Source organism: Ramlibacter montanisoli (assembly GCF_013087525.1).
GTDB classification, from domain to species: domain Bacteria; phylum Pseudomonadota; class Gammaproteobacteria; order Burkholderiales; family Burkholderiaceae_C; genus Ramlibacter; species Ramlibacter montanisoli.
This window is the reverse complement of sequence record NZ_JABFCS010000001.1, coordinates 165,535-190,774: the sequence shown is the minus strand read 5'-3', so window position 1 is coordinate 190,774 and position 25,240 is coordinate 165,535. Positions and strand designations below refer to the sequence as shown.

Genomic DNA, 25,240 nt, shown 5'->3' with positions numbered 1-25,240 from the left:
GTGATCAGGCCTGGCCGAGGATCCGCGCGCGCCGTTGTTCGAACACGGGCCAGACCTCGGGATTGATGAGGCGCGGGGGCCGCTCGCCGCGCAGGATGCCGGCGATCTGCTCCGCGCCGATGGCGGCGACGTTGCGGCGGCCTTCGTGCGTGACGCCGGCGGTGTGGAAGGTGGCGTACACGTTGTCCATCGCCAGCAGCGGATGGTCCAGCGGAGGCGGCTCCTGGTCCCACACGTCGATGCCGGCGCCGGCCAGGTGGCCCGAGCGCAGCGCCTGCACGAGCGCGGCTTCATCATGGATGCCCGCCGCGCGGGTGGTGATGAAGATGGCGCCCTTCTTCATGCGGCCGAAGGTGTCCGCGTTCATCATCTTCAGGGTGCCGGCGTCGCGCGGGCAGTGCAGCGAGACGAAGTCCGAGCGGGCCAGCAGTTCGTCGAAGGACACGGCCTTGGCGCCGCGCCGCGCGATCTCCTCGGCCGGCAGGAAGGGGTCGGTCGCGATGACGTCCATGCCGAAGGCGCGCGCCAGTGCGGCCACGCGGGTGCCGATGTGGCCGATGCCGACCAGGCCCACGGTCCGGCCCTGGATTTCATGGCCCATCACTTCCTCGCGCGGGTAGCCGACCTCGCGCCGCATGCGGCGGTCGCCTTCCAGCATCCGGCGGGAGATGCCCAGCATGAAGCCGAGCGTGTGCTCCGCGACGGATACCGCGTTGCCGCCGGCCTGGTTCACCACGGCGACGCCGGCCGCGGTGCAGGCCGCCACGTCCACGGTGTCGTAGCCGGCGCCGCCGGACGATACGCACAGCAGGTCCGGCAGCGCGCGAGCAGTTCCGCCCGGGCGAACCACTCCTTGGGCAGTTCGTCCTTGGCGGCGGAGATGTGGTACACGTGGGCGCCCGCCAGCGCATCCCAGGCCGCGGCGGGGTTGCCGCGCACGGGGAAGACGCGCAGCGAGACGCCGGGCTCGCGGGCCAGCCGCTGGTCGAAGGCGTCGGCGATCCAGAGGTCCGTGCGGACCACGCGCTTGTAGTCGGCCCTCACAGCGGTTCCGTGTTGCAGCCGATGCGCTTCAGGGTCGCGTCGATCCAGGACGTGTCGAGCTTGCCGGCGGCGATGTCGGCCAGCATCTTCTTCTCCAGCTCCATCTTCCTGCGGGTGGCCGCGAGGATTTCCTCCGCGTCGTCGAAGGGCACGCACAGCAGGCCGTCGCGGTCGCCCAGGACCAGGTCGCCCGGATGGATCACCATGCCGTCGATGGCAACGGGCACGTTCACTTCGCCGGGACCGTCCTTGTAGGGACCGCGGTGCGTCACGCCGGCTGCATAGAGCGGGAAGCTGCCTTCGCCGATCTCCTCCGAGTCGCGCACGGCGCCGTTGAGGACGACACCGGCCACGCCGATCTTCAGCGCGGTGGCCACCATGATCTCGCCGAACAGCGAATTGGTCAGGTCGCCGCCCGCATCGACGACGATGACGTCGCCGGCCTGGGCCATGGTCAGCGCCTTGTGGATCATGAGGTTGTCGCCGGGGCGGCACTTCACGGTGAGCGCGGGGCCGGCGAGGTAGCCCGACTTGTGCATGGGGCGCAGGCGCGCACCGCCCGCCGTCAGGCGCGTCATGCAGTCGCTGATGTTGGCGACGGGCAGGCCCTTGAAGGCCTGTACGAGCTGCGCCGGGACCTGCCGGCGGCGCTTGAGGATCTGGAGTCCGACCATGGGGTGTGTGCAATCAGGGGTTCGTGGGGGCGGAAGAAATGTACAATAAAAGAACAATCCGGACCAGAGCTGGATTCGAGGGTAAGTACGCATAGAGGGAAAACGCCCGGCGTCGGGCTCCCTGGCTGTACAGGAAAGGAACAAACCATGGCTGCCGCTTCCGACAAGGCCTACGAGAGCCTGAAGCAGCGCATCGTCGGCGGGACCTACGCGCCCGGTGCGCAACTGAAGGAAGAGCCCATCGCGCGCGAGCTCGCGATCAGCCGCACGCCGATCCGCGCCGCGCTCAAGCGCCTGGTGGACGACGGCCTGGCGACGGCGGATCCGGGCCGCGGCGTGCGCGTGGCGGAATGGACCGAGTACGACATCGAGGAGACCTTCGAACTGCGTGGGCTGCTCGAGTCGCATGCGGCGGAGCTGGCGGCCCGGCGCGGCGGCCCTGCCCTGGCGGATCGCCTGGACGCGCTGAACGAAGAGATGGACCGCGCGATCGCCCGGGGCGGCAGCGCGCTGCCGGAACGCCTGCAGCAGGTGAACTCCGCGTTCCACCGCGCCATCCTGGAGGCGAGCGGCTCGCCGCGGCTGCGCGCGATGCTGGCCGGCCTGATCGACATGCCGATCGTCATCCGCTCGCACTTCATCAGCACGCTGCAGGACAAGGTCCAGAGCCTGCAGCACCACCGCGACCTGGCGTCGGCGGTGCGCGCGGGCGACGCGGAGCTGGCGCGCCAGGTGATGCAGCTGCACCTGCGCGTGGCCTCGCACCGCTTCAAGCGGCAGCGCAGCGAGTTCAGCGCGACCCGCAGGGCATCTACGTTCAGATGTGCAGGGCGTGACCCAGGCTGCGCAGCGCCGCCTCCTGCACCGCCTCACCGAGCGTCGGGTGGGCGTGGATGATGCCCGCCACGTCCTCCAGCCGCGCGCCCATCTCGAGGGCGTAGCAGAACGCCGCGCTCAGCTCGGAAACGCCGCGCCCCACCGCCTGCCAGCCGAGGACCTGGTGCGTGTCCTTGCGCGCCACGACCCGGACGAAGCCTTCGGTGGCTTCCATGCTCATGGCCCGGCCGTTGGCGGAGAACGGGAAGCTGGCCACCTGGCATTCGAGTCCCTGCGCAGCGGCCTCGCTGGGGCCCATGCCAGCCACCACCACTTCGGGATCGGTGAAGCACACCGCCGGAATCACGACCGGCGCGAACCGGCGCCGGCGACCGGCAACGATCTCGGCCACCATCTCGCCCTGGGCCATGGCGCGGTGCGCCAGCATCGGCTCGCCGGTGAGGTCGCCGATGGCCCAGACGTTGCGCATGGAGGTCCGGCACTGCTCGTCGATCTTCACGGCGCGGCCGCGCATTTCCAGCCCCAGCGATTCCAGCGCGAAGCCCTGCGTGCGCGGCCGCCGGCCGGCCGCGACCAGCACGCGATCGGCCGGCAGCACGTACTCGTCGGCCTGGCTGCTGCGCACCCGCAGGCCCTTGCCGCCCTCGGCGATGCCTTGCGCGCTGCAGGACAGGTGCAAGGTGATGCCGAGGCGGCGCAGGCTGGCGAGCACCGGCCGCGTGAGTTCCTCGTCGTAGGCGGGCAGCACGCGGCCTTCCGCCTCGACCACCGCGACTTCGGAACCGAGCTTGCGCCAGGCCATGCCGAGCTCCAGGCCGATGTAGCCCGCGCCGACCACCACCAGGTGCCTGGGCACCGCCGCCAGCGCGAGCGCCTCGGTGGAACCGATCACGGGTCCGCCGAAGGGCAGGTGCGGCAGCTGTACGGGCTCGGGAGCCCGTCGCCAGCAGCAGGTGCTCGCAGCGGATGCGTTGCGGATCGCCGTTCGGGCCGGTGACCTCCACGGTCTTGCCGTCGACGATGCGGGCCCAGCCCTTCACCACCTGCACGCCGGCCTTCCTCAGCAGCGCGCCGACGCCCGAGGTCAGGCGCTGCACGATGCCGTCCTTCCACTGCAGGGTCCGCGCCAGGTCGATGGTGGGCGCCGCGGCGTGGATGCCCAGCGGGGACTGGCCCGCGAAGCCCGCGGCGCGCTCGAATTCGTCGGCGGCGTGGATCCAGGCCTTCGAGGGAATGCAGCCGACGTTGAGGCAGGTGCCGCCCAGCCGGTCGCCTTCGACCAGGACCGTCGGGATGCCCAGCTGGCCCGCGCGGATGGCCGCGACATAGCCGCCCGGGCCGCCGCCGATCACCAGCAGCGTGGTGGTGTTGGTCGTCATCGGCTACTCCACGAAGAGCATGGCCGGCTGCTCGAGCAGCGCCCGCACGGCCTGGATGAAGCGGGCGGCATCCATCCCGTCCACCACGCGGTGGTCGAAGGAGGACGAGAGATTCATCAGCTGCCGCGGCACGACCGCGGTGCCCTGGAACATGGGGCGTTCGACGATGCGGTTGACACCGATGATCGCGACCTCCGGGTGGTTGATCACCGGCGTCGTCACCAGGCCGCCGAGCGCGCCCAGGCTGGTGATGGTGATGGTGGAGCCGGTGAGCTCCTCGCGTCCCGCCTTGCCGCTGCGCGCCGCTTCCGCCAGCCGCGTGACTTCGCGCGCGAAGCCCCACAGGTCCTGCGCCTCGGCGTGCCGCAGCACCGGCACCATCAGGCCGTTGTCGGTCTGGGTGGCGATGCCCAGGTGCACCGGCCGGTGGCGCGTCACCACCCCGGCATCGTCGTCGAAGCGCGCGTTCATCTGCGGGAACTCCTCCAGCGCCAGCACCACGGCGCGGGCGATCAGGGGCAGCAGCGTCAGCTTGCCGCGGCTCGCGGCGTACCTGGCGTTGATCTGCCCGCGCAGCGCCTCGAGTTCGGTGACGTCGATCTCCTCGACGTAGCTGAAGTGCGGGATGCGGCGCTTGGCTTCCTGCATCTTCTGGGCGATCTTGCGGCGCAGCCCGATGACGGGGATCGCCTCCTCGCCGTGGCGCTCGCGCTGCCGCGGCGCCGCGCCGGCGGCCGGCTGCCCGCGCGCGGCGAGGTAGACGTCCAGGTCCTCGTGCACGATGCGGCCGGCGGGGCCGCTGCCGTGCACGAACTGCAGCTCGATGCCGAGCTCCCACGCGCGGCGGCGCACGGCGGGCGAGGCGATCGGCTTGTCGCCGGGCGCGCGCATGGGCGCGGGCGTGCGCAGCGGCGGCTGCGCTTCGGGTCTTACTCCCTCCCCCTCCGGGGAGGGGTTGGGGTGGGGGCGCTCCGTGGCACGTGCAGCTTGCGGCGGCGCCTGCGCCCCTCCCCCGCCCTCCCCCGGAGGGGGAGGGAGCCAGAAGCAGCCATGGCGGAAGGTGCGTCCTTCACGTTCCCCGCTCCTTCCACCTCCAGGCGGATCAACTCCGAGCCCACCGCCATCAGCTTGCCGGGCTCCCCACCGAGCGCCGCCACCTTTCCCGCCACCGGCGAAGGAATCTCCACCGTCGCCTTGTCCGTCATCACGTCGGCCACGACCTGGTCTTCCTTCACCAGGTCGCCGGGCTGCACCCGCCAGGCCACGAGTTCGACTTCGGCGATGCCCTCGCCGATGTCCGGCATCTTGATCGCGTACATGCCCATGGTCAGGCCTCCAGCGTGCGCTTGAGGGCCGCGGCCACGCGGTCCGGCCCGGGGAAGTAGGCCCATTCCTGGGCGTGCGGATAGGGCGTGTCCCAGCCCGCCACCCGCTCGATCGGCGCTTCCAGCTCGTAGAAGCAGTGCTCCTGCACCAGCGCCGACAGCTCGGCGCCGAAGCCGCTGGTGCGCGTCGCCTCGTGCACGATGACGCAGCGGCCGGTCTTCTTCACCGAGGCGACCACGGCGTCCAGGTCCATCGGCCACAGCGACCGCAGGTCGATGATCTCGGCGTCGACGCCGCTTTCGCGCGCAGCGGCCTCCGCGACCCAGACCATGGTGCCGTAGGTCAGCACCGTCACCTGGGCGCCGGCGCGGAACACCGAAGCCGACTCGAGCGGCACCCGGTAATAGCCTTCGGGCACCTTGCCGGTGGCGTGCGAGGACCACGGCACCATGGGCCGGTCGTGGTGGCCGTCGAAAGGCCCGTTGTACAGGCGCTTGGGCTCCAGGAAGATCACCGGGTCGTCGCTTTCGATCGCCGCGATCAGCAGGCCCTTGGCGTCGTACGGATTGCTCGGCATCACGGTGCGCAGTCCGCACACATGCGTGAACAGCGCCTCCGGGCTCTGGCTATGGGTCTGGCCGCCGTAGATGCCACCCCCGCACGGCATCCGGATCACCATCGGGGCGGTGAAGTCGCCGGCCGAGCGCGAACGCAGGCGCGCCGCCTCCGACACGATCTGGTCGGATGCCGGATAGAAGTAGTCGGCGAACTGGATCTCGGCGACCGGCCGCAGCCCGTAGGCCGCCATGCCGACCGCAATGCCGACGATGCCGCCCTCGCTGATCGGCGTGTCGAAGCAGCGCGGCTTGCCGTACTTGGCCTGCAGGCCTTCGGTCACGCGGAACACGCCGCCGAAGTAGCCCACGTCCTGGCCGAACACGACCACGTTGTCGTCGCGCTGCATCATCACGTCCATCGCCGAGCGCAGCGCCTGGATCATGGTCATGGACTTGAGCGCGCCCGTTTCGGCAGCGGCGGAACTCTCGCGGATGGCGGCTTCCATGTCAGATCCCCAGTTCCTGGCGCTGGCGCCGCAGGTGCTCCGGCATCTCGGCGTAGACGTCGTCGAACATCGTCGCCGGACTCGGTATGTGCCCGTCCAGCAAGGTGCCGTGGCTCTCGGCCTCCTTCTGGGCGGCCGCCACTTCGGCCTCCAGCTCCAGTTGCACCTGCTGGTGCTCCCCTTCCGACCACGCACCCAGGCCGATCAGGTGCTTCTTCAGCCGCTCGATCGGGTCGCCCAGCGGGAAGCGCTCCCAGTCGTCGGCGGGCCGGTACTTGCTGGGGTCGTCGGAGGTGGAGTGCGCACCGGCCCGGTAGGTCACCCACTCGATCAGCGTCGGGCCGAGGTTCTGCCGCGCGCGCTGCGTCGCCCACTGCGACGCGGCATATACGGCGAGGAAGTCGTTGCCGTCCACCCGCAGCGAGGCGATGCCGCAGCCCACACCGCGGGCGGCGAAGGTGGTGGCCTCGCCGCCGGCGATGGCCTGGAAGGTCGAGATCGCCCACTGGTTGTTGACCACGTTGAGCACCACGGGCGCGCGGTAGACATGGGCGAAGGTGAGCGCGGTGTGGAAGTCGGCTTCGGCGGTGGCGCCATCGCCGATCCAGCCCGAGGCGATGCGCGTGTCGCCCTTGATGGCGGAAGCCATGGCCCAGCCCACCGCCTGGATGAACTGCGTCGCGAGGTTGCCGGAGATCGAGAAGAAGCCGGCCTTCTTGAACGAATACATCACCGGCAGCTGGCGGCCCTTGATCGGGTCGCGCTCGTTGCTCATGAGCTGGCACATGAGTTCCACCATCGACACCTCGTCGCGCCCGAGCAGCAGGCCCTGCTGCCGGTAGGTCGGGAAGCACATGTCGCCCGGCTCCAGCGCCATGGCCTGCGCGGTCGCGATGGCCTCCTCGCCCAGCGCCTGCATGTAGAAGGAAATCTTGCGCTGCCGCTGCGCGATCACCATCCGGGCATCGAAGATGCGCGTCTTCATCATCGTGCGCAGCCCCTTGCGCATCTGCGCCGTGGGAAGCTGCGGCGCCCAGGGGCCCACCGCCTGCCCGTCCCGATCGAGCACGCGGACCATCAGGTAGGCGAGGTCCGCCGTATCGAAGTGCGTGGTGTCCACCGGCGGCCGCCGCACGGCACCCGCTTCCGAGAGGTGGAGGTAGGAAAAATCGGTCGTGCAGCCGGGGCGCCCCGAGGGCTCCGGCACGTGCAGGCGCAGGGCCTGGTGCTCGCTCATGTCTGTCGTCTCCTGGCGCGGGTGGCGCGCCACAGTTTCGGCGAGAAAGGCGGCGGCGGGTAGCCGCTGACTTTCCTCTTGGACCACGCGGGGGTACGCGCGTGGTCGGGGAAGTCTAGGGGATTTCAGGGCGGCTCGGCGGCAGGTCCGGGCGGGCGGGCCGTGCCAGCAGCGTCCATCCTGGAAGGCAGCGGCCTAGGGCGAAGGGCGGATTCCGGCATCTGCCGGGGAGGCAATGCAGCGCCCGCCGGCGGGAACCAGACTGGCCCCATCTTCCCAACCTTCCGTGCTGCCCTGGATCAGCCCGGTGACACAAGGACCGCACGATGGAGTTGCGCCTCGTCAGGTACGCCCTCGGCCACCGCTGTTGCGTTCTGCTCCTGGCGGCACTCCTCGCCGGCTGCGCATCACTGCCGTCAAGGGACGTGCAGCCTGCCTCGCACGCACTGCGCGAGACCGGGGGCACGGCACTGGCCGACCTCGCTGTGCGCTCCGTGCCCGCGGGCCAGAACGGCTTCCGGCTCCTGAGCGAACCGGCGGATGCGCTGGACGTGCGCCTGGCCCTGATCGACCAGGCGCAGCGGACGCTGGACCTGCAGTACTTCATCTGGAACGCCGACGGTTCCGGCCGCACCATGCTGGCCGCCGTGCGCGATGCCGCCCTGCGCGGGGTGCGGGTGCGCCTCCTCCTCGACGACCTGTACACCACGGACCTCGAGGCGCTCCTGGAAGGCCTCACGGGTTTCGACGGCGTCGAAGTGCGGCTGTTCAACCCCTTTCCTGCCGGTCGCGGATCCCTGGCCGGGCGCATCGTGGCTTCGGTGGGCGACTACAGGCGCATCCGGCACCGCATGCACAACAAGCTGCTGGTGGCCGACAACATCGCCGCGATCACCGGCGGGCGCAACATCGGGGACCGCTACCTCGCCGCCGGCCAGTCGAGCTTCTTCGACACCGACATCCTCGCGATCGGTCCTGTGGTGCGGGACATGTCCGGCAGCTTCGACCACTACTGGAACAGCGAACACGCCTTCCCCGGCGCGCTGTTCTGGGGCGACTCTCCCGCCGCGGCCCGGCGCGCGCGATTCGCCGATGCGATCGGCCCGATGCCACCGGTGTCCCGGCACCCGGACATGGGTGGCGCGTCCGCAATGGACTCCAGCGCAGCCCGCCAGATCGCCGGCGGCAGCGTGTCCCTGCAGGTCTGCAAGGCGCGGCTGTTCTTCGACACCACGGACAAGGTTCTCGGCGCGAACCTCGCCGACTCGACCGGAACGGTGCACCACCGCGTGGTCGACGTGCTCGCCATGGCGCAGCACGACCTGTACGTGGCCTCTCCCTACTTCGTGCGTGGCCGTGTCGGCCTCGCCCGCATCGAGGGGCTGCGGAACCGCGGCGTCCGCCTCCGGCTCCTGACGAACTCCGCATCCTCCACCGATGAACCACTGGCGCACGCCGTGTACCTCCGCTACCGGCGGCGCCTGATCGAGGCAGGCGTCGACCTGCGGGAGTTCGTGGCCCCGGCGGCCCCTGCCGCCGAGAGAGAGGGTTCCGGCATCAGCGCCAGCGGGCTCCATGCGAAGCTCGCGGTGATCGATCACCGCTACCTGTACATCGGCTCCCTCAACTTCACCGGCCGTTCAGAGCGGATCAACACGGAGCTGGGCCTCATCCTCGATTGCCCCGCGCTGGCTTCCGAGGTGTTGTCCTTGATGGAAGCCGCCCCTGCTTACCACCTGCGCTTGAAGGAAGATGGACCCGGCGTCGAGTGGGTGGACCGGCGCGCCTCGCCGCCGCACGTGCAGGATGTCGAGCCCGGCACATCCCTGTGGCAGCGCGTCAGGAGTTCGCTGCTCGGCCGCCTGGTCCCGGAAGGCGAGATATGAACGCTGCATCCGCCAGGCACTGCGACCACGCGTGGCCCGGGCGCGCCGTGGCGGTCCTTTGCTGGCTGCTGCTTGTGCTTCCGGCCAGCGCGCGGGCGAACCCCGGCGAGGTCGAGGCGCTGCTGCGACGGCTGGCGGAATCCGGCTGCGAGTTTCGCCGCCATGGGGAATGGCACGATGCCGGCAGGGCCAGCGAACACCTGCGCATGAAGCACCGCCACATCCTGCGTTCGCGCCCGGCGCTCACGACGGAAGAGTTCATCACCCTCGGGGCAAGCGCGAGTTCGACCACGGGCCAGCCCTACAAGGTCCGGTGCAAGGGGACGCCGGAGCAGACCGGCGCCGCGTGGATGACGGGCCAGCTCGCGGCGGTCCGCGCAGCGGGCCTGCCGGAGAGAGCATCCCCGGCCCCGCCTGCCGACCGGCCATCTCAACCGTCGCGTTGAGCGCGAGCGCCGGAGCCGGCTGAAAGTGCTGGACGGTCCGCGGGAAGGCGCGCATGCTCGCTGCGGTGCCAGCTTCGCGAAGGGCTCCGTATGTCAGGCGACCTCGATCACGTGGTCGACGCGATCCCCGGGCTGGTATGGACCGCGGGCGCGGATGGCGACGTGGACTTCGTGAACGCGCGCTGGCGTGAATACACGGGGATGAGCGCAGGGGAGTCCTCCGGCCGGGGATGCTGGAAGGCGATCCACCCCGACGATCGCGCCGCCGTCCAGCAGCAATGGGCGAGCATCCATGCCTCCGGACGCGCAGGCGAGATGGAGGCGCGCTTGCGCCGGTCGGACGGCGCGTACCGATGGCACCGGTTCCGGGTGGCTCCGTCCATGGGCGCTTCCGGAGCCGTCGACGGGTGGTGCGGGCTGAACACGGATATCGAGGATCGCAAGCGCGCGCAGGCGCTGCTGGCGGGAGAGAACAAGCTCCTCGAAATGGTCGCCAGCGGCTGCCGGCTGCCGGTCGTGCTGGACGCGCTGTGCCGCGTGTTCGAGCAGGTCACGGATGAATGCACCTGCAGCGTCATCCTGGTGGATGCCGGCGGAACGCATCTCCAGCAAGGCGCGTCCCCGAGCCTCGACCCGGAGTTCACGAGATCCATCGACGGTCGGCCCGTCGATGTGGAAAACGGCCCGTGTGCCATGGCGGCCACCCTGAACGAGCAAGTGGTTTGCGCCGACGTGGCCACGGAAACCCGCTGGTCTTCCTACGGCTGGTGCAGGCTGGCGCTGTCCTTCGGCGTGCGCGCCTGCTGGTCCACGCCGATCCGTTCGAGCACCGGCAAGGTCGTGGGAACCTTCGGCCTGCACTACGCTCGCCCCGCCACACCCACGCCGCTTCACCAGGAACTGATCGCACAGTTCACGCACCTGGCCAGCATTGCCATCATGCGGGTGCTGGAAGAGGAAGCGCTGGAGAAGGTGCGTTCGGAATTCGCACACGTCGCGCGGGTCACGAGCCTGGGGACGCTGGCTGCCTCCATCGCGCACGAGGTGAACCAGCCGCTGTGCGGCATCATCAGCAACGCAGGCGCGGGCCTGCGCATGTTGTCCTCCGTGCCACCCAGGGTGGAGAACGCCGAGGAGACGGTCAAGCGGATCCTGCGGGATGCGAACCGCGCCTCGGACGTGATCGCGCGCCTGCGCGCGCTCTTCGGCGGAAAGCCCTCGAGAACCGACCTGATCGACCTGAGCGAGTCAAGCCGGGAAGTGATTGCCCTCTCGCTGGGTGAATTGCAGCGTCACCGCGTGATCCTGCTGACGGACCTGCCCTCCTCGCTGCCTGCAGTGCGCGCCGACCGGGTCCAGGTCCAGCAGGTGATCCTGAACCTGCTGCTCAACGCGCTGGAATCCATGCGCCGCGTCGACCATCGTCCCAGGGAGCTCCTGATCAGGACGGCCCGCGAGGAGGGTGGACGCGTCCTGCTCACAGTGAAGGATTCCGGCCTCGGGCTCGACACCGAGCTGGCCGAACGCGTCTTCGAGCCCTTCTACACGACCAAGCAGAACGGAATGGGCATCGGCCTGTCCGTCAGCCGGACCATCGTCGAAAGCCACCAGGGACGTATCTGGGCCACACCAGGTCATTCGGGGGCCAGCTTCTCGTTCTCCCTGCCCGAAGCGAAGCATCAGGACGCTTGAGAGGCGAGCTGCCACACCGCTTCGGCGAAGTCGGCGGCATCACCTCGACGTAGCTGTCCCTCACGGCTGCGCGGCCTGCGCCGCGAGGTACTGCGCGCCCTCGCTGCCCAGGGCCGCCTTGATGGACTGCGTCTGCTCGTCCGCGATCACTTCCTCCTTGCCGCGTTCCAGCGCATCCAGCGCACGGGCGGCAACCTCGCGCGGACTCGACTTCTTCATCTCGTAGCCCCGGGTCATGTCCGTGTCCATGAAACCCACGTGCAGCGCCAGCACCTGGATGCCCCTGGGCCGCAGGTCCGTCCGCGACGCGTTGGTGAAGCTCCAGGCCGCGGACTTGCTGGCCGCGTACGCGGACACCGGCGGCGGCGAATGCCAGGTCACTTCGGAGAGCACGTTGAGGATCGCGCCGCCGCCGTTCGCCTCGACGACCGGGGCGAACGCCTGCGTGGCCAGCACGATGCCGTAGAAGTTGGTCTCCAGGATCTCGCGCGCCGTGCGGATCCACGCCGGATCCAGGGTGCCTTCCAGCACCCGCGCAATGCCGGCGTTGTTCACCAGGAGGTTCACGTCGCCACACTGCGCCGCGGCAGCGGCGACCGATGCGGGATCAGTGACATCGAGGCGCACGGGCACCAGGCCGGGCACCGGGTCGCCCGCACTCTCCGGAGACCGCACGCCGGCGTACACCTTGCGTGCACCCCTCGCCAGCAGCTCGCGTGCCAGCGCGAGGCCAAGGCCCCGGTTCGCTCCGCTCACGAATGCAACGGCACCATCGATTCGCATGCTTGTCTCCTTGCAGGCCTGAAAGGGTGCATCAGGCCTGAAGGGTCGGCGCGGGTCCATTGCACCAAGGTGCAGGATGGCGCTGCACCTACTCCAGGAAGCGCCGCGCGTCGAGCGCGGCCATGCAGCCGGTGCCCGCGCTGGTGATCGCCTGCCGGTACACGTGGTCCTGCACGTCGCCGGCGGCGAACACGCCCGGCACGCTGGTCATGGTGGCGAAGCCGTCCAGCCCGGACCGGGTGACGATGTAGCCGTCCCTCATCTCCAGCTGGCCTTCGAAGATGCCGGTGTTCGGCTGGTGGCCGATGGCGATGAAGCAGCCCTGGAGCGTCACGTCCTCGGTGCCGCCCGTGCGCGTGTCTTTCAGCCGCACGCCGGTGACGCCGCTCGCGTCGCCCAGCACCTCGTCCAGCGTCGCGAACAGCTTCAGCTCGATCCTCCCTTGCGCGACCCGCTGCATCACCTTGTCCACCAGGATGGGCTCGGCGCGGAACTGGTCTCGCCGGTGCACCAGGTACACCTTGCGCGCGATGTTCGACAGGTACAGGACCTCTTCCGCGGCGGTGCTGCCGCCGCCGATCACGCAGGTGACCTGGTCGCGGTAGAAGAACCCGTCGCAGGTCGCGCAGGTACTCACCCCCTGCCCAGGAACTGCCGCTCGGAGGGAAGGCCCAGGAACCTGGGCGAGGCGCCGGTGGCGATGATCAGTGCATCGCAGGTGTAGCTGCCGCCATCGCCCGCGAGCACGAAGGGCCTGCGGCTGAAGTCGACCTCGTGGATGTGATCGAGGACGATGCCGGTGCCGAAACGCTCGGCGTGCTCCAGGAATCGCTGCATCAGCTCCGGCCCCTGCACGCCGTGCACGTCGGCCGGCCAGTTGTCGACGGCCGTCGTGGTCGTGAGCTGCCCGCCTTGGGCGATGCCGGTCACCAGCATCGGAGCCAGGTTGGAGCGCGCGGCGTAGATGGCGGCCGTGTAGCCCGCGGGCCCCGAGCCCAGGATCAGGAGCTTCGAGTGCCTGGCCATGATCAGCGCAAGGTGCGGAACGCGGCGCGCACTTCGGCACTGAACAGCAGCGGCTCTTCCCAGGCTGCGAAGTGGCCGCCCTTGTCGACGCGGTTGTAGTACACGAGGTTGCGGTAGGCGCGCTGCGCCCAGGCCTTCGGCGGCTTGTAGACCTCGCCCGGGAACACCGTGACGGCCGCGGGCACCGACACCGGTGCCGGCTTCGAGCCACCGGCGCCGCTTTCCCAGTAGATGCGCCCGCCCGAGGTTCCGCTGTTGGTGAACCAGTACAGGCTGATGTTGTCCAGGATCTCGTCGCGGGTCAGGGACTTCTCGGGCTCGCCGCGCGTGTACACCCAGTCCGCGATCTTGTCGTAGAACCAGGCCGCGAGCGCCACCGGCGAGTCCGACAGGCCGTAACCGACGGTCTGCGGCCGCGTGGCCATGATCGCCGCGTAGCCCAGGCCGTTCTTGTAGAAATCGCGGATCTCGTCGTACACCACCCGCTCTTCCGGCGTCAGTCCCGCGGGCGCGGGCTCGCCGGCACCCAGGGCCTTCGCGATCTCCGGGGAACGGTGGTCGCGCGCTCCACCCGGTTCACGTGGATGCCGACCAGCCCCTCGGGAGCCTGGCGCGCCATCACGTCGGAGATGATCGCACCCCAGTCGCCGCCCTGCGAGGCGTAGCGGGCATATCCGAGGCGCTTCATGAGCACGTCCCAGGCACGGGCGATGCGGTCCGGATTCCAGCCCGTGCCGGTCGGCTTGCCGGAGAAGCCGTAGCCGGGTATCGAGGGCAGCACGAGGTGGAACGCATCCTCCGCCGCACCACCGTGGGCGGTCGGATCGGTGAGCGGTCCCACGACCTTGAGCAGCTCGAACACCGATCCCGGCCAGCCGTGGGTCATGACCAGCGGCAGTGCATTCGGATGGCGGGAGCGCACGTGGATGAAGTGGACGTCCAGGCCGTCGATGTGCGTGACGAACTGCGGCAAGGCATTGAGCTTCGCTTCGGCCTTGCGCCAGTCGTAGCCGCCTCCCCAGTAGCCGACGAGCGCCTGCAGCTTGGCGAGCTGCACGCCCTGCGAGCGGTCCTGCACGGTCTCGGCATCCGGCCAGCGCGCGGCGGCCAGCCGCCGCCGCAGGTCCGTGACGTCCGCGGCGGGAATCTGCGCACGGAACGGGCGGATGCTGTCGGCACGATACCGGCGGCCGTCATCCGGCGCGGCAGCCATGGCGACCGCAGGAAACGCGGCGAGCGCGGCGGTGGCAGCGCCGTTGAACAGGAGCGTGCGGCGCGAGAGATCGGGTGCCGGGAGGCTTGCGGGTGCGGTCATGGGTGTGGATCCTTTTCTTGCGGGAGAGGTCCCAACGCGGTCCCTCCAACGGTGCTCAGTCGGCGACGACGAAGATCGGGCGGCCCTTGCGCACCACGTAGGTGGCGAGCTCCGATGCCTTGCCCTTGCCGACGTTGCGCGCCACGTGGTTCGCTCCGGCGGGAATGAACAACCCCTGCCCGGCCTGGAGCGTGACCGGAGGCTTGCCTTCGATCTCGTACTCCAGCGTTCCCTCCAGTACGTACGCGATCTCTTCCCCGGGGTGCGAGTGCTTCACCGACACCGCTCCCGGGTCGAAGTCGACCCGCACCTGGACCACCTCGCGTCCCGGCACGCTCAGGTCGTGCTGCAGGACATCGTGGCGGTGGAAGCCGGGCTGCTGGGCATGCGCCGGGTGGACGGCCAGGCCGGTGCCGGCGAGCAGCACGGCGCCGGCCATGCCTCTGATGAGTCTCATGTGGATCTCCATTGCCATGCGGGCGCGATCACTGGGCCGCGTGCGTCGGCGGATGCGCGGGGCCGGCCACGACGCGCGCATTCGGCCGCTGCTGCAGCTCGTTCACCAGCTGCGCGAACTGGGGCGACTGGCGCAGGTGGAGGTAGGTGGCGTGGGCCTTGCGGTACTGGTAGCTGCTGGTGTCGACGCCGATGTCGCCGCGCGTGAGGTCCTGCAGGCCGGCCAGGCGCCAGACGTGGTAGTCGGCGATGACTTCGGCGCGCGTCAGCCCGGACTGCACCGGCTCGATGTTCGAGGGAACGTGGAACTGGATGGACTGGGCGCCGGCCTGTCCGGCGGCAAGGCCGAGGGCGATGGCGGAGAGTGCGAGAAAGCGTTTCATGGTGGGTCCTGTGGGTGAACCGGGGGCAGGAAGGCCCGGCTTGGGGTGGAAAGGCGTGCTCACTGCTGGCTGGGGTCGCGCTGCGCGCCAGCCATGCGGGCGGCCCGGCGCGCCGCGGCGGCGGTCTCGGCCAGGTACATGGAGCCGCTGTCCTCGCCGTTGAATTCCGCGACGGCTTCGCGATTGGCGGTGTATTCGGCGGTGACCTGCGCGCGCGTCTGGAGGCTCATGAAGTGCAGGAGCGGGTTGTAGCTGCGGGACCAGGGGTTCACTCCCGACTTCTTGAAGGCGCGGAGTTCCTCGCGGACTTCGTCGGGGGCGCGGCTGGACGTGAAGGGCCGGGTCTCGATCGTGATGTCGCCGGCGAGCCCGGTGTTGGCGGAGGCGGCGCCGGACAGGGTGACCAGTGCGGCGGCGACGATGGCGGTGGTGCGGTTCATGCGAGTTCCTTTTCGGTGGTGGATGGGTGGAGCGGTTGCGCCACGGACCGAAGATCGCATCGCATCGCCGCGCCCGCAATTGGACGATGGTGTCTAGCGCGCGGCCTGCGCCGCTTGCGCGCCATCGACCGCCACCAGCTGGTCGAGGCGCAAGGTCTCGCCGGAGCTGATCACGATGTACTCGGCGCCCTCGCGGCTGAAGACGTCCTGGATCACCGCGTCGCGCTGCTGTGGGAGGCCATCGCTTCCGTTGAAGCGGATCTGCGTCCGCCGCCGCGTGGTCGCGAGGGCCTCGAGGACATCGTGGAATTCGCAGCTGACGGGGTGGTAGGCGGCAGGCATCGCTTCTCCTGGAAGGTCGAGGGTGAGCATCGTGGTGAAGGCATCGGCCTGGCGCCGCGCACGGAAGCCGAGTGCGCGCGCGAGCGACAGCATGGGAATGTTCGTGGACAGCGTGAGGCCGCTCAGGCGCCGCACGCCATGCACTCGCGCCATGGCAACCAGGCGCTCCAGCAGGGCGCGGCCCAGGCCGCGCCGCTGCCAGGCGTCCGCCAGCACGATGGCGAAATCGGTGTCGTCCGGCGATTCCATGACGTAGCGGGCGACGCCCGCCAGGCGCTCGTCCGGCCCGCGACCGGTGGTGGCCACCACCGCCGCTTCGCGCGCGGGATCGATCGCGGTCCAGCGCACCAGCTCCTCCTCGCTCGGCGTCCGCCCGGACAGCAGCCTCCTGTACGCCGTGTCGCGCGAGAGCTTGCGCACGAACTCGCGCAGCAGCTCGAGGTCGCTCGCACGGATCGAGCGGAATGTCACCGGCGCGGCCGTCTCCACGTGCAGGCCCTCACGCGCTCTTCGACACGACCCTGTAGCGCTCGGCCGGCTGGCTGAGCGACAGGTGGGGCGCCAGGGCCTCGCGCGCGCCGTCGAAGCGCTCCCAGTCCGCGGCATCCGGCAGCGAGGGAATCGTGACGGTCTCGCCGAGGTCCAGCCCCGCCAGCGCGGCATCCACCAGGTCGTCCGCCGACATCACCAGCTCCCGGGGCAGCGCGTCCACGGGGATGCCCGATGCGTCCCAGAAGTCGGTCCGCGTCGCGCCGGGCAGCACGGCCTGCACGCGCAGTCCCCTGGCGCCGAGCTCGTGGTGCAGGGCCTGCGACAGGTTCAGCACGTAAGCCTTGCTCGCGCTGTAGGCGCCATTGAGGATCTTCGGCGCGACGGCAACGATGGAGCCGATGTTGATGAGGGTGCCGCCTCCGCGCGCCACGAACGCGGGCGCGGCGATGCGCGACAGGCGCGTGAGCACCACGGCATTGAGCTGCACCATCATCTCCAGCCGGTCCGGGTCCGATTCACTGAAGGGCGTGCCGATGTTGAAGCCGGCGTTGTTCACCAGCAGCCGGATGGCGGGATCGCCGGCCAGCCGCCGCTCCGTCTCGAGGAGTTCGCTCTTGGCGGTGAGGTCCGCAACCAGCACTTCCACCTTGCGGCCGGTCTCCCGCGCGATGCGCGAGGCCACGGCGCGCAGGCGATCCGCGCTGCGCGCGACCAGCACCAGGTCGTGGCCGCGCCTGGCGAGCCGGTCGGCATAGATGGCGCCGATGCCGCCGGACGCACCGGTGATCATGGCGGTGCCGGGAAGGATGGGGGAAGAGGTCATGTCGTGTCTCGGTGAGGGAAATGCATTGCGTGCTGTGAAGGTGCGGGCCCGCTACTTGCCGGCCGGCCGAGGCACCCTGGCGGGAAGGAACACCGTCAGCGCCAGCAGGGCGGCGCCGAGTCCGTAGACGATGGCCGTGGGCTCCAGGCCCAGGCGGCTCGTGAGGAGTCCGGCCGCGATCGCCGGCAGGCTGAAGGCCAGGTAGCTCGCGACGAAGAAGGCGGCCATGAGCGCGGCACGCTCGGCCGGCAGCGCGAGCGGGACCAGGCTGCGCAGGGACCCGCTGAAGGCCGAACCGAAGCCGGCGCCGGAAACGACCGTGCCCGCCAGCGCCAGGCCGGGCGAGCGCCAGTGCAGGCCGGCCAGCGTGACGACGACGCCCACGGCCAGCCCCGCGGCGCCTGCGGAACTCGCCTGGCGCGGGGCGATGCGGCGCGCCAGCGCGATCGCCGCGGCGCTCGTGAGGGACAGGGCGGCGATCATGAAGCCCCCGACCACCGGCGCATCGTCGCCCGTGACGGTGCGCGCCAGCGTCGGGCCCAGCGAAAGGTAGAACCCGGCCATGGCCCACTGGGCGGTGTTCACGGGCAGCACGCGCAGCATCGTGGCGCGAGCCTTCGCGGGAACGTCGACCGACGGCAGCAGCGACTTCCAGGCACCGGGGCGGCGCTGCGCCGTTTCCGGCAGGAAGGCGGCCGCCACCAGGAACACGGCAAACACCAGCAGCAGCACGTCGAAGACGAGCCGGGTCGGCGCCGGCGCGAACTGCACGAGCACGCTGGAGCCCAGCCCGCCGACGCCGAGCCCCACCATCGGGGCCACGCTGTTCATCAGCGCGCCGCGCTCGCGGTGCAGGTCCACCAGTCCCGCTCCGAGCGCACTGGTGGCGATGCCGGTGGCGAACCCCTGGAGCACCCGCGCGGCGAGCAGCCAGCCCACCGAGTCCGCGCGCCAGAACAGGATGAGGGCGCCGATCTCCAGCACGAGCGAGGCCAGCACCACCTCGCGCCGCCCGCGGTAGTCGGACAGCGCGCCGAACACCAGCAGGGCCAGCAGCATGGCGATGGCGTAGCTCGCGAACACGACCGTCAGCATCACGGGGGAGAAGCCCCACATCGCGCGATACAGCGCGTACAAGGGCGAAGGCACGGTGGAGGCGGCGAGGAAGGTCATGAGGATCGCGCCCTTGAGCCAGAGCGCCTGCGTGGCATCGAGCCGGCGAGGCGTGGGGTAGGTGATGGCTGGGTCGTTCATGGCGGTCTCTCGTTTTCCGGTTGCGGTCCGGGCAATCTAGGCGGTGTCCACGGCATGAAAAAGGGCCGGCGCGACAAAGATCTGTTGCCAGCGCGGCAACACGCCAGGGGCGGCATTGTTGGCAAAAGTGAAAAGGTCCATTGGTTCCTGCGCGGGGTGAAACTCCGCGCTTTCGACCCAAGCTGCGCGGCGTTCACCACCAGCGAAGGTTGACATGCGAAAGCTCTGGATCGCGCTGCTCTTTTTCGGGGGCGGCGTGGCATACGAATGGCGTACTCCCACGCATTGCCACTGCATCACCGCGTCCGCGGAACACGGTCCACGCCGGCGGCGCGGGCCCTGAGCCGGCGAAAGGCGGATGCACGACTGCGACCAATGAAGGGAGCTGCTGCGTCCGCCCACCCCCACCATCTCGTCTCCCCTCCATCCACCCACCCACAAGGAACACCATGTCCAGCAACGACAAGATCCTCTACACGGCCCACACCCACACCACCTCGGGGGCCGCGACGGCGCCTCGCGCAGCTCCGACGGACGCCTCGACGTCCAGCTCTCCACGCCGGGCAGCACCGGCAAGGGCACCAACCCGGAACAACTGTTCGCCGCCGGCTGGTCCGCCTGCTTCATCGGCGCGATCGGCGGCGCCGCGAAGGCGAGGAACGTCAAGCTCCCCGGCGATCTCGCGGTGGACACGGAGATGGACCTTGGGCACGGCACCGGCGGCTATTACCTGCAGGCGCGCCTGAACGTGTCCATGCCCGGCGTCGAGCGCGGGCTCGCGCAGGAACTGGTCGACGCCGCGCACCAGACCTGCCCTTACTCCAAGGCCACGCGCGGCAACATCGAAGTGGCGGTCCGTCTCGTCTGACCGAAGCGCCCGGTGCGGCACGCGCCGCGCGCGCGTGGCGCACCACCAACCTGGAACACCATGCTGATCGTCCTCGCATTCCTCGGCGGCGTGCTCACAGTGCTGAGCCCTTGCATCCTGCCGGTCCTGCCCTTCCTGCTGGCGAATGGCGGCCGCTCGTTCCGCTCGCACACGGCACCCATGCTGGCCAGCATGGCCGTGGCCTTCGCGGCCGTCACGACGCTCGCGGCCGTGGGCGGCGCGTGGGCGGTGACCCTGCATTCCTCCGTCCGCTGGCTGGCGATCGCGTTGCTGGCCCTCTTCGGGCTCGCGCTCCTGCTGCCGCAAGTGGCCGAGCGGCTCACCCGCCCGCTCGTGCGCCTGGGTGAGCGCGTGGTGTCCGGCGATGCACGCTCCCGCTTCGCGCCCGTGGCGCTCGGCATCGGCACGGGGCTGCTGTGGCTCCCCTGCGCGGGGCCCATCCTCGGCGTGCTGCTCGCGGGCGCCGCCCTCCATGGCCCGGGCGTGGGCACTTCGCTGCTGCTGCTGGCGTATGCGGGCGGCGCGGCCACCGCACTGGCCGGGGCGTGGTGGTTCGGCCGACGCGCCGGCGGCGCGTTGCGTCCCTTCCTGCCCGCGGCCGACCGCCTGCGCCGCATCGCCGGAGCGGCCGTCCTGGCCGGGGTGGCCGTTCCCGCGCTCGGGCTGGATGCGACGCTGCTGGCGCGCCTTCCTTCTCCGGCGACCACGGCCACGGAGCAGAAACTCCTCGAGAAGCGCAGCCCGCCGCCGCCCGCGAGCGGCCCGTGGTGTCCACCGGACCGCTGTCGGCACTCGCCGGGGCCACCGGGTGGATGAATTCCCCCGCGCTCGACGCCGAATCGCTGCGCGGCAAGGTGGTCCTGGTCAACTTCTGGACCTACTCCTGCATCAATTGCCTGCGCAGCCTGCCTTACCTGCGCGCCTGGTCGGAGAAGTACCGCGACGCGGGTCTGGTGGTGATCGGGGTCCACACGCCGGAGTTCGCGTTCGAGAAGTCCGCCGCGAACGTGCGCCGGGCCATGGCCGACCTGGGCATCACCTACCCGGTGGCGACGGACAACGGCTTCCAGGTCTGGCGCGGACTGCGCAACCAGTCGTGGCCTGCCTTCCACTTCTTCGACGCCGAGGGCCGCCTGCGCCACCACGTCGCCGGCGAGCACGCCTACGAGCGCTCGGAACAGGCGATCCGCGCGCTGCTGGCCGAGGCGGGGCAGGTCGCCCCGCAGGGGGACCGGTGCGGCCCGAAGCCAGGGGCACCCAGGCCGCTCCCGACCTCGCGTCGCTGCGCTCCGGCGAAACCTACGTCGGCTACGAGCGTGCCAGCGGCTTCTCCGGCACGCGCATCCAGAAGGACGTCGACAGCCTCTACACCCCGGAGCCACGGCTGCGCACGGGGCAATGGACCCTCGGGGGTCACTGGCGCGTCGAGGCCGAGCGCATCGTGCTGGCCCGCCCGCAGGGGCGCATCGCGCACCGTTTCCACGCGCGCGACCTGCACATGGTGCTGGGCCCCGGCCCCGACGGCAAGCCGGTGCGCTTCCGGGTCCTGATCGACGGCCAGCCCGCGGGCGCGGACCACGGCACCGATGCAGATGCGAAGGGCGAAGGCGTCATCGACCGGCAGAAGCTGTACCAGCTCGTGCGCCAGCGCAGCCCCGGTGCCGCGCGCCTGTTCGAGATCGAGTTCCTCGACGAAGGCGCCGAGGCGTACGCTTTCACCTTCGGGTGAGGGGCCTTATCATCGGGCGCCTTCGGGGCTGACGAAAGGCCGGCATGGACCGCTTCTTTGCCATGAGCGCCTTCGTGCGCGTAGTCGAAGCCGGCAGCTTCACCAAGGCGTCGGAAACCATGGACCTGCCCAAGCCCACGGTGACCCGGCTGATCCAGGGGCTCGAGCGCGAGCTGCGGGTGCGCCTCCTGGACCGCACCACGCGCTCGGTCACCGTGACCGCGGAGGGCGCCACCTACTACGAGCGGGTGGTCCGCCTGCTGGCGGACCTCTCCGACATCGAATCCACGGCCAAGCAATCGATCGCGCGGCCCTCCGGCCGCCTGCGCGTGGACGTGGCGACGGCGATCGCGACCAGCGTGCTGATCCCGGCGCTGCCCGAGTTCTATCGCTCCTATCCGGAGATCGAGCTGGACCTGGGCATCACCAATCGCTACGTGGACCTGGTCGCCGACAACGTCGACTGCGCCGTGCGCGTCGGGGCAGTGGAGGAGCAGTTCGTGGTGGCCCGGCGCGTCGGCGAATTCCGCTTCGTCACCTGCGCATCGCCCGGCTACCTGTCCGCATTCGGCACGCCGGCCGCGCCCGGCGACCTGGACGGGAAGCACCGCTTGCTCGGACTGGTGTCGACCCGCACCGGCAAGGCGATCCCCTTCCGCTTCCAGCGCCGCGCGGAGGACATCGAGATCGCGCCGCACCCGCGCCTGAGCGTGGACGATACGAACGCCTACCTGGCAGCAGGGCTCGCCGGCCTGGGCATCCTGCAGGCCCCCGCGTACATGGTCGAACCCGCCATGCGCGCCGGCCAGCTCGTCGCCGTACTGCAGGACTGGACCACGCCGGCGGTGCCCGTCCACGTCCTGTACCGGCCCAACCGATTCCTCGGCGCCAAGGTACGCGTGTTCATCGACTGGACGGTGGCCCTGTTCGAGCGCAACCACCACCTGAAGCTGGACTGATTGCGCGGATCCGTCAGCAGTTGCCGGCCGCCGCGCCGCCGTCCACGGGGAGCACGACGCCGGTGGTGAACTCGGCTCCCGCCAGGTACAGCACAGCATCGGCAATCTCCTCCACCCGCCCGAGCCGGCGCATCGGCTGCAGGCGCTTGAGCCATTCGTGCGTCTCGCCCGGGTGCATCGGGCTGTCGACGATGCCCGGAGCCACTGCGTTCACGCGCACGCCATAGGGGGCCAGCTCCAGCGCCAGCGCCGGGGTCGCCGCGTTCCAGCCTCCCTTGAGCAGCGCCGCCATCAGGGCCGGCACCTCGCTGTGCGGCTTGATGGCCACCGAGGCCGTGATGTTCACGATATGCCCGCGCCCGCGCTGCTTCATGTGGCGGACGGCCTCCTGCGACATGGAGAAGGCGCCCTTCAGGTTGGTCGCGACCTGCTGCGCGAAGTCCTCTTCGGTGAACTCGATGAAGGGCTTGGGGAGGAAGACTCCCGCATTGTTCACCAGCATGTCGACGGTGCCGAAGCGTTCGATCGCGCGCTCGAACACCGCCTTCGCGGTGGCGGGCGCAGCAACGTCGCCGGCCACTTCGACCAGGCGTTCGCCACCGCCCAGGCTCGCCGCAGCGGCCGCCAGCCGCGACTCGGTCCGCGCATTCGCCACGACGTTCCATCCGTGTGCCAGGAGTGCCCTGGCGATGGCGAGACCGATGCCGCTGGAGGCGCCGGTGACGACTGCGGTGGGGGACGGATTGTGCATGGGGTGGGCCTTTCGGTTGGACAGCCCAGCACTATCGCCAGCAACCGCCGCCTCGGCATGCCGCCTGAGACACAGGGCGGGACCGGCCATTGGACGGATGGGCAGGGCGGCGCCGGCACCGAAACGAAGGTATCGGCGAGACCAACGTGCAATGGAATCCCCGGCCCGCGTCTGCTTTCATGAGGGCATCCACCACCTGCCGCCAGGAGCCCCTCATGAACACGCTTGCACAGGACCTCTTCTACCTTCACATCCGCCGCGACTGGCGCGAAGCCATGAACGAGTGCCTCGCCGGTTGCCGCCGTGTATGCGTGATCCGCTGAAGAGAAAGATGCGCGCTCCGTCGCCCCCGTACCCCACGGCCCGGCTGACCGCCAGCCCGCCGGACCCATCCGCCCGAGATTGCTCGTGAGCCTTGCGGCCTGGACGGCAGGGACGGCCGCCGCGCTGGCGGCCTACTCCACCATCGTGCTCCGCGGCCTCTAGCAGGGCCACCACACGAGCGAGGCAGAACGGTTGTTGCGTCCGCGGCAACGGTCTGTTGCCTCGTGGCTCGTTTCGCTCCAGCAGGTGCATGCCTATATTGGATCCGTCACACCCGATTGGAGCGACGAATCTTGGCCACCGTACTGGACGCGACCGCGAGGGAACTGCGCGCGCGGCTGCGCGACGAGCGTTTCCTCGCCACCGTGCGCAGCAGCGTCCCCGCCGGCGTCACGCTGCGTTCCGCCGCGGCGCTCGAAGAAACTCTGGAACAGACCCTGCTGCAGCACCCGGTGGACGCCGACATCCATGTGTTCGCGTATGGATCGCTCATGTGGAACCCCGCGCTCGAGCACGTGGGGCAGGCGACCGCGACCGTCCACGGCTGGCATCGGAGCTTCTGCCTTCGCAACCTGTTCGGGCGCGGCGGGCCCGCGCGTCCCGGCCTGATGCTCGCCCTGGACCGCGGTGGCTCCTGCAAGGGAGTACTGCTGCGCATCGCGGCGCACTGCGCGCGCGAGGAGCTGGCCATCCTCTGGCGGCGTGAAATGACCTGGGGCACGTACGATGCGCGCTGGGTGACGGCCTGGGTGGACGGCGCGCCCGTCCCTGCCGTCACCTTCGTCGCCAACCGCGGCCACGTCCGCTATGTGAAGGGCCTGCCGGCGTCGGAGGCGGCCCGCCTGATCAACAGCGGCGAAGGCAACCTCGGCACCTGCCGAGCCTATTTCGACGCAACGCTGGCAAAGCTGCGCGAACTGGGAATCGAGGACCACCGGATGGAGCAGCTGCGCCGGGCGGTCTGTGCCCACCCTGGCTGCGAATGACGGTCCTGCATGCCGGCGGCCGACGCGAATTCCGCATGGTCACCTCGGACCTGGAAGAGGCCGTCGCGGCCGTGAGCCGCGTCTACTGCGACCACGAGCTGACCGTCCGGGGCGGCGATGAGGCAATTTCCTCCAGCCTCGAAGTCTCCGGCGGCATCCAGCCGGTGGTGAGCCTGCGCTATTCAGCGCGCGTGCGCATCGACGCCGGCGACTTCGAGAACCTGCTGCTGGTGAAGACGTGCACGGCCGGGAGCGCGACCGCGCGGCAGGGCGCCGCGTCCTTGTCCTTCGCGCGCGGACAGACCGTGCCCTTGTCGCCCTGGACTCCCACCCTGCTCGACTTCGACCGCAGCTTCGCGCAACGCTCGGTGCGGCTGGACGTCGACCGCATCGAAAGGCTTTGCTCGGGCTACCTGAACCGGCCGCTCGATGCCGCGCTGCGCTTCGACCTGCGGACTTTCTCGCCCGCGCTCGAGCGTGCGTGGACCGATGCCGTGGATCTGGTCCTCGCTTTCGAGCGGCGCGGCGTGCCCCTGCCGGCGGCCTCCGCCACGCGGCTCGACGAGTTCATGCAGTCGCTGCTGCTCGAACTGCATCCTCACAACCACTCGCAAGCCATGCGCGGGCCGCACCGGCTGGCCACCCCGCGCGCTGCGCGAGGCGGAGCACATGATGCGAACGGCTCCCCGGGGCCGGCCTGACCA

At 70.2% G+C, this 25,240-nt stretch carries 19 protein-coding genes and 7 pseudogenes; 9 read left to right on the top strand and 17 right to left on the bottom strand.

Annotated elements, in window-relative coordinates:
• Positions 1-4: 4 nt before the first annotated feature.
• Positions 5-1,044 (bottom strand): annotated as a pseudogene (locus HK415_RS00955) (hydroxyacid dehydrogenase).
• Positions 1,041-1,718, bottom strand: coding sequence for an RraA family protein (locus HK415_RS00950; protein ID WP_171556439.1), 678 nt, complete (start codon positions 1,716-1,718; stop codon positions 1,041-1,043). The pseudogene HK415_RS00955 and the gene HK415_RS00950 overlap by 4 nt, the downstream one beginning before the upstream one ends.
• A 147-nt stretch (positions 1,719-1,865) precedes the next feature.
• On the opposite strand from HK415_RS00950, the gene HK415_RS00945 reads away from it, so the two are divergent.
• Positions 1,866-2,615, top strand: coding sequence for a GntR family transcriptional regulator (locus HK415_RS00945; RefSeq protein WP_171556438.1), 750 nt, complete (start codon positions 1,866-1,868; stop codon positions 2,613-2,615).
• Here HK415_RS00945 and lpdA read toward each other — a convergent pair.
• The 4 genes and pseudogenes from lpdA to HK415_RS00920 all read right to left on the bottom strand — a co-directional run bounded on the left by lpdA (position 2,536) and on the right by HK415_RS00920 (position 7,560).
• Positions 2,536-3,934: pseudogene (gene lpdA / locus HK415_RS00940) on the bottom strand (dihydrolipoyl dehydrogenase). The gene HK415_RS00945 and the pseudogene lpdA sit on opposite strands and share 80 nt — an antisense overlap.
• Positions 3,935-3,937: 3 nt before the next feature.
• Positions 3,938-5,259, bottom strand: a pseudogene (locus HK415_RS00935) (dihydrolipoamide acetyltransferase family protein).
• A 2-nt stretch (positions 5,260-5,261) separates the two neighbouring features.
• Positions 5,262-6,266, bottom strand: a complete 1,005-nt coding sequence (locus HK415_RS00925; protein WP_171563035.1) for an alpha-ketoacid dehydrogenase subunit beta — start codon at positions 6,264-6,266, stop codon at positions 5,262-5,264.
• 58 nt (positions 6,267-6,324) lie between these two features.
• Positions 6,325-7,560 carry a 3-methyl-2-oxobutanoate dehydrogenase (2-methylpropanoyl-transferring) subunit alpha gene (locus HK415_RS00920; protein ID WP_171556435.1) on the bottom strand — a complete coding sequence of 412 codons (1,236 nt, stop codon included), beginning with the start codon at positions 7,558-7,560 and terminating at the stop codon, positions 6,325-6,327.
• Positions 7,561-7,886: 326 nt separating this feature from the next.
• On the opposite strand from HK415_RS00920, the gene HK415_RS00915 reads away from it, so the two are divergent.
• The 3 genes from HK415_RS00915 (at position 7,887) to HK415_RS00905 (ending at position 11,584) form a co-directional block, all read left to right on the top strand.
• A complete protein-coding gene (locus tag HK415_RS00915; RefSeq protein ID WP_171556434.1) occupies positions 7,887-9,446 on the top strand; it encodes a phospholipase D-like domain-containing protein in 1,560 nt (519 codons plus the stop codon).
• A complete protein-coding gene (locus HK415_RS00910; protein WP_171556433.1) occupies positions 9,443-9,892 on the top strand; it encodes a DUF5329 family protein in 450 nt (149 codons plus the stop codon). The genes HK415_RS00915 and HK415_RS00910 overlap by 4 nt, the downstream gene beginning before the upstream one ends.
• A gap of 111 nt (positions 9,893-10,003) precedes the next feature.
• Positions 10,004-11,584, top strand: coding sequence for a GAF domain-containing sensor histidine kinase (locus tag HK415_RS00905; RefSeq protein ID WP_171556432.1), 1,581 nt, complete (start codon positions 10,004-10,006; stop codon positions 11,582-11,584).
• A 60-nt stretch (positions 11,585-11,644) separates the two neighbouring features.
• Here HK415_RS00905 and HK415_RS00900 read toward each other — a convergent pair whose 3' ends face one another.
• The 10 genes and pseudogenes from HK415_RS00900 to HK415_RS00850 all read right to left on the bottom strand — a co-directional run bounded on the left by HK415_RS00900 (position 11,645) and on the right by HK415_RS00850 (position 19,114).
• Positions 11,645-12,367: an SDR family oxidoreductase gene (locus HK415_RS00900; RefSeq protein ID WP_171556431.1), complete on the bottom strand. Its 723-nt coding sequence runs from the start codon at positions 12,365-12,367 to the stop codon at positions 11,645-11,647.
• An 88-nt stretch (positions 12,368-12,455) separates the two neighbouring features.
• Positions 12,456-13,393 (bottom strand): annotated as a pseudogene (trxB, locus tag HK415_RS00895) (thioredoxin-disulfide reductase).
• 2 nt (positions 13,394-13,395) lie between these two features.
• Positions 13,396-14,708 (bottom strand): annotated as a pseudogene (locus tag HK415_RS00890) (epoxide hydrolase family protein).
• Between the two features lie 55 nt (positions 14,709-14,763).
• A complete protein-coding gene (locus HK415_RS00885; protein WP_171556430.1) occupies positions 14,764-15,165 on the bottom strand; it encodes a cupin domain-containing protein in 402 nt (133 codons plus the stop codon).
• A 28-nt stretch (positions 15,166-15,193) separates the two neighbouring features.
• Positions 15,194-15,547, bottom strand: a complete 354-nt coding sequence (locus tag HK415_RS00880; protein WP_171556429.1) for a DUF4148 domain-containing protein — start codon at positions 15,545-15,547, stop codon at positions 15,194-15,196.
• Positions 15,548-15,606: 59 nt separating this feature from the next.
• On the bottom strand, positions 15,607-15,987 hold the full coding sequence (locus tag HK415_RS26000; protein WP_171556428.1) for a hypothetical protein: 381 nt from the start codon (positions 15,985-15,987) through the stop codon (positions 15,607-15,609).
• 93 nt (positions 15,988-16,080) lie between these two features.
• A complete protein-coding gene (locus HK415_RS24250; RefSeq protein WP_309246532.1) occupies positions 16,081-16,800 on the bottom strand; it encodes a GNAT family N-acetyltransferase in 720 nt (239 codons plus the stop codon).
• A 28-nt stretch (positions 16,801-16,828) separates the two neighbouring features.
• Complete coding sequence (locus tag HK415_RS00860) at positions 16,829-17,644, bottom strand: SDR family NAD(P)-dependent oxidoreductase (protein ID WP_171556427.1); 816 nt, start codon at positions 17,642-17,644, stop codon at positions 16,829-16,831.
• A 51-nt stretch (positions 17,645-17,695) separates the two neighbouring features.
• Entirely contained in the window at positions 17,696-18,898 is a 1,203-nt protein-coding gene (locus HK415_RS00855) for an MFS transporter (protein WP_171556426.1), read from the bottom strand.
• A 36-nt stretch (positions 18,899-18,934) separates the two neighbouring features.
• Positions 18,935-19,114, bottom strand: coding sequence for a hypothetical protein (locus tag HK415_RS00850; protein ID WP_171556425.1), 180 nt, complete (start codon positions 19,112-19,114; stop codon positions 18,935-18,937).
• A gap of 233 nt (positions 19,115-19,347) precedes the next feature.
• Between HK415_RS00850 and HK415_RS00845 the strand changes: the two are divergent.
• The 3 genes and pseudogenes from HK415_RS00845 to HK415_RS00835 all read left to right on the top strand — a co-directional run bounded on the left by HK415_RS00845 (position 19,348) and on the right by HK415_RS00835 (position 22,475).
• A pseudogene (locus HK415_RS00845) lies at positions 19,348-19,766 on the top strand (organic hydroperoxide resistance protein).
• Positions 19,767-19,826: 60 nt separating this feature from the next.
• Positions 19,827-21,516 (top strand): annotated as a pseudogene (locus HK415_RS00840) (redoxin family protein).
• Positions 21,517-21,560: 44 nt separating this feature from the next.
• Positions 21,561-22,475 carry a LysR family transcriptional regulator gene (locus HK415_RS00835; RefSeq protein ID WP_171556424.1) on the top strand — a complete coding sequence of 305 codons (915 nt, stop codon included), beginning with the start codon at positions 21,561-21,563 and terminating at the stop codon, positions 22,473-22,475.
• Positions 22,476-22,488: 13 nt separating this feature from the next.
• Here HK415_RS00835 and HK415_RS00830 read toward each other — a convergent pair whose 3' ends face one another.
• Complete coding sequence (locus HK415_RS00830; protein WP_171556423.1) at positions 22,489-23,226, bottom strand: SDR family NAD(P)-dependent oxidoreductase; 738 nt, start codon at positions 23,224-23,226, stop codon at positions 22,489-22,491.
• 617 nt (positions 23,227-23,843) lie between these two features.
• Here HK415_RS00830 and HK415_RS00825 point away from each other — a divergent pair.
• Together HK415_RS00825 and HK415_RS00820 are read left to right on the top strand one after the other, a co-directional pair.
• Positions 23,844-24,536, top strand: coding sequence for a gamma-glutamylcyclotransferase (locus tag HK415_RS00825; protein ID WP_171556422.1), 693 nt, complete (start codon positions 23,844-23,846; stop codon positions 24,534-24,536).
• Positions 24,533-25,237 (top strand): cupin domain-containing protein, encoded by a 705-nt coding sequence (locus HK415_RS00820; protein WP_171556421.1) that lies wholly within the window; start codon positions 24,533-24,535, stop codon positions 25,235-25,237. The genes HK415_RS00825 and HK415_RS00820 overlap by 4 nt, the downstream gene beginning before the upstream one ends.
• Positions 25,238-25,240: the final 3 nt, after the last annotated feature.

Bases quoted from the DNA above. Each gene is read 5' to 3' on its own strand.
- HK415_RS00950 (WP_171556439.1), bottom strand. From the start codon at position 1,718: ATGGTCGGACTCCAGATCCTCAAGCGCCGCCGGCAGGTCCCGGCGCAG.
- HK415_RS00945 (WP_171556438.1), top strand. From the start codon at position 1,866: ATGGCTGCCGCTTCCGACAAGGCCTACGAGAGCCTGAAGCAGCGCATC.
- HK415_RS00925 (WP_171563035.1), bottom strand. From the start codon at position 6,266: ATGACCATGATCCAGGCGCTGCGCTCGGCGATGGACGTGATGATGCAG.
- HK415_RS00920 (WP_171556435.1), bottom strand. From the start codon at position 7,560: ATGAGCGAGCACCAGGCCCTGCGCCTGCACGTGCCGGAGCCCTCGGGG.
- HK415_RS00915 (WP_171556434.1), top strand. From the start codon at position 7,887: ATGGAGTTGCGCCTCGTCAGGTACGCCCTCGGCCACCGCTGTTGCGTT.
- HK415_RS00910 (WP_171556433.1), top strand. From the start codon at position 9,443: ATGAACGCTGCATCCGCCAGGCACTGCGACCACGCGTGGCCCGGGCGC.
- HK415_RS00900 (WP_171556431.1), bottom strand. From the start codon at position 12,367: ATGCGAATCGATGGTGCCGTTGCATTCGTGAGCGGAGCGAACCGGGGC.
- HK415_RS00885 (WP_171556430.1), bottom strand. From the start codon at position 15,165: ATGAGACTCATCAGAGGCATGGCCGGCGCCGTGCTGCTCGCCGGCACC.
- HK415_RS00880 (WP_171556429.1), bottom strand. From the start codon at position 15,547: ATGAAACGCTTTCTCGCACTCTCCGCCATCGCCCTCGGCCTTGCCGCC.
- HK415_RS26000 (WP_171556428.1), bottom strand. From the start codon at position 15,987: ATGAACCGCACCACCGCCATCGTCGCCGCCGCACTGGTCACCCTGTCC.
- HK415_RS00860 (WP_171556427.1), bottom strand. From the start codon at position 17,644: ATGACCTCTTCCCCCATCCTTCCCGGCACCGCCATGATCACCGGTGCG.
- HK415_RS00855 (WP_171556426.1), bottom strand. From the start codon at position 18,898: ATGAACGACCCAGCCATCACCTACCCCACGCCTCGCCGGCTCGATGCC.
- HK415_RS00850 (WP_171556425.1), bottom strand. From the start codon at position 19,114: ATGTCAACCTTCGCTGGTGGTGAACGCCGCGCAGCTTGGGTCGAAAGC.
- HK415_RS00835 (WP_171556424.1), top strand. From the start codon at position 21,561: ATGGACCGCTTCTTTGCCATGAGCGCCTTCGTGCGCGTAGTCGAAGCC.
- HK415_RS00830 (WP_171556423.1), bottom strand. From the start codon at position 23,226: ATGCACAATCCGTCCCCCACCGCAGTCGTCACCGGCGCCTCCAGCGGC.
- HK415_RS00820 (WP_171556421.1), top strand. From the start codon at position 24,533: ATGACGGTCCTGCATGCCGGCGGCCGACGCGAATTCCGCATGGTCACC.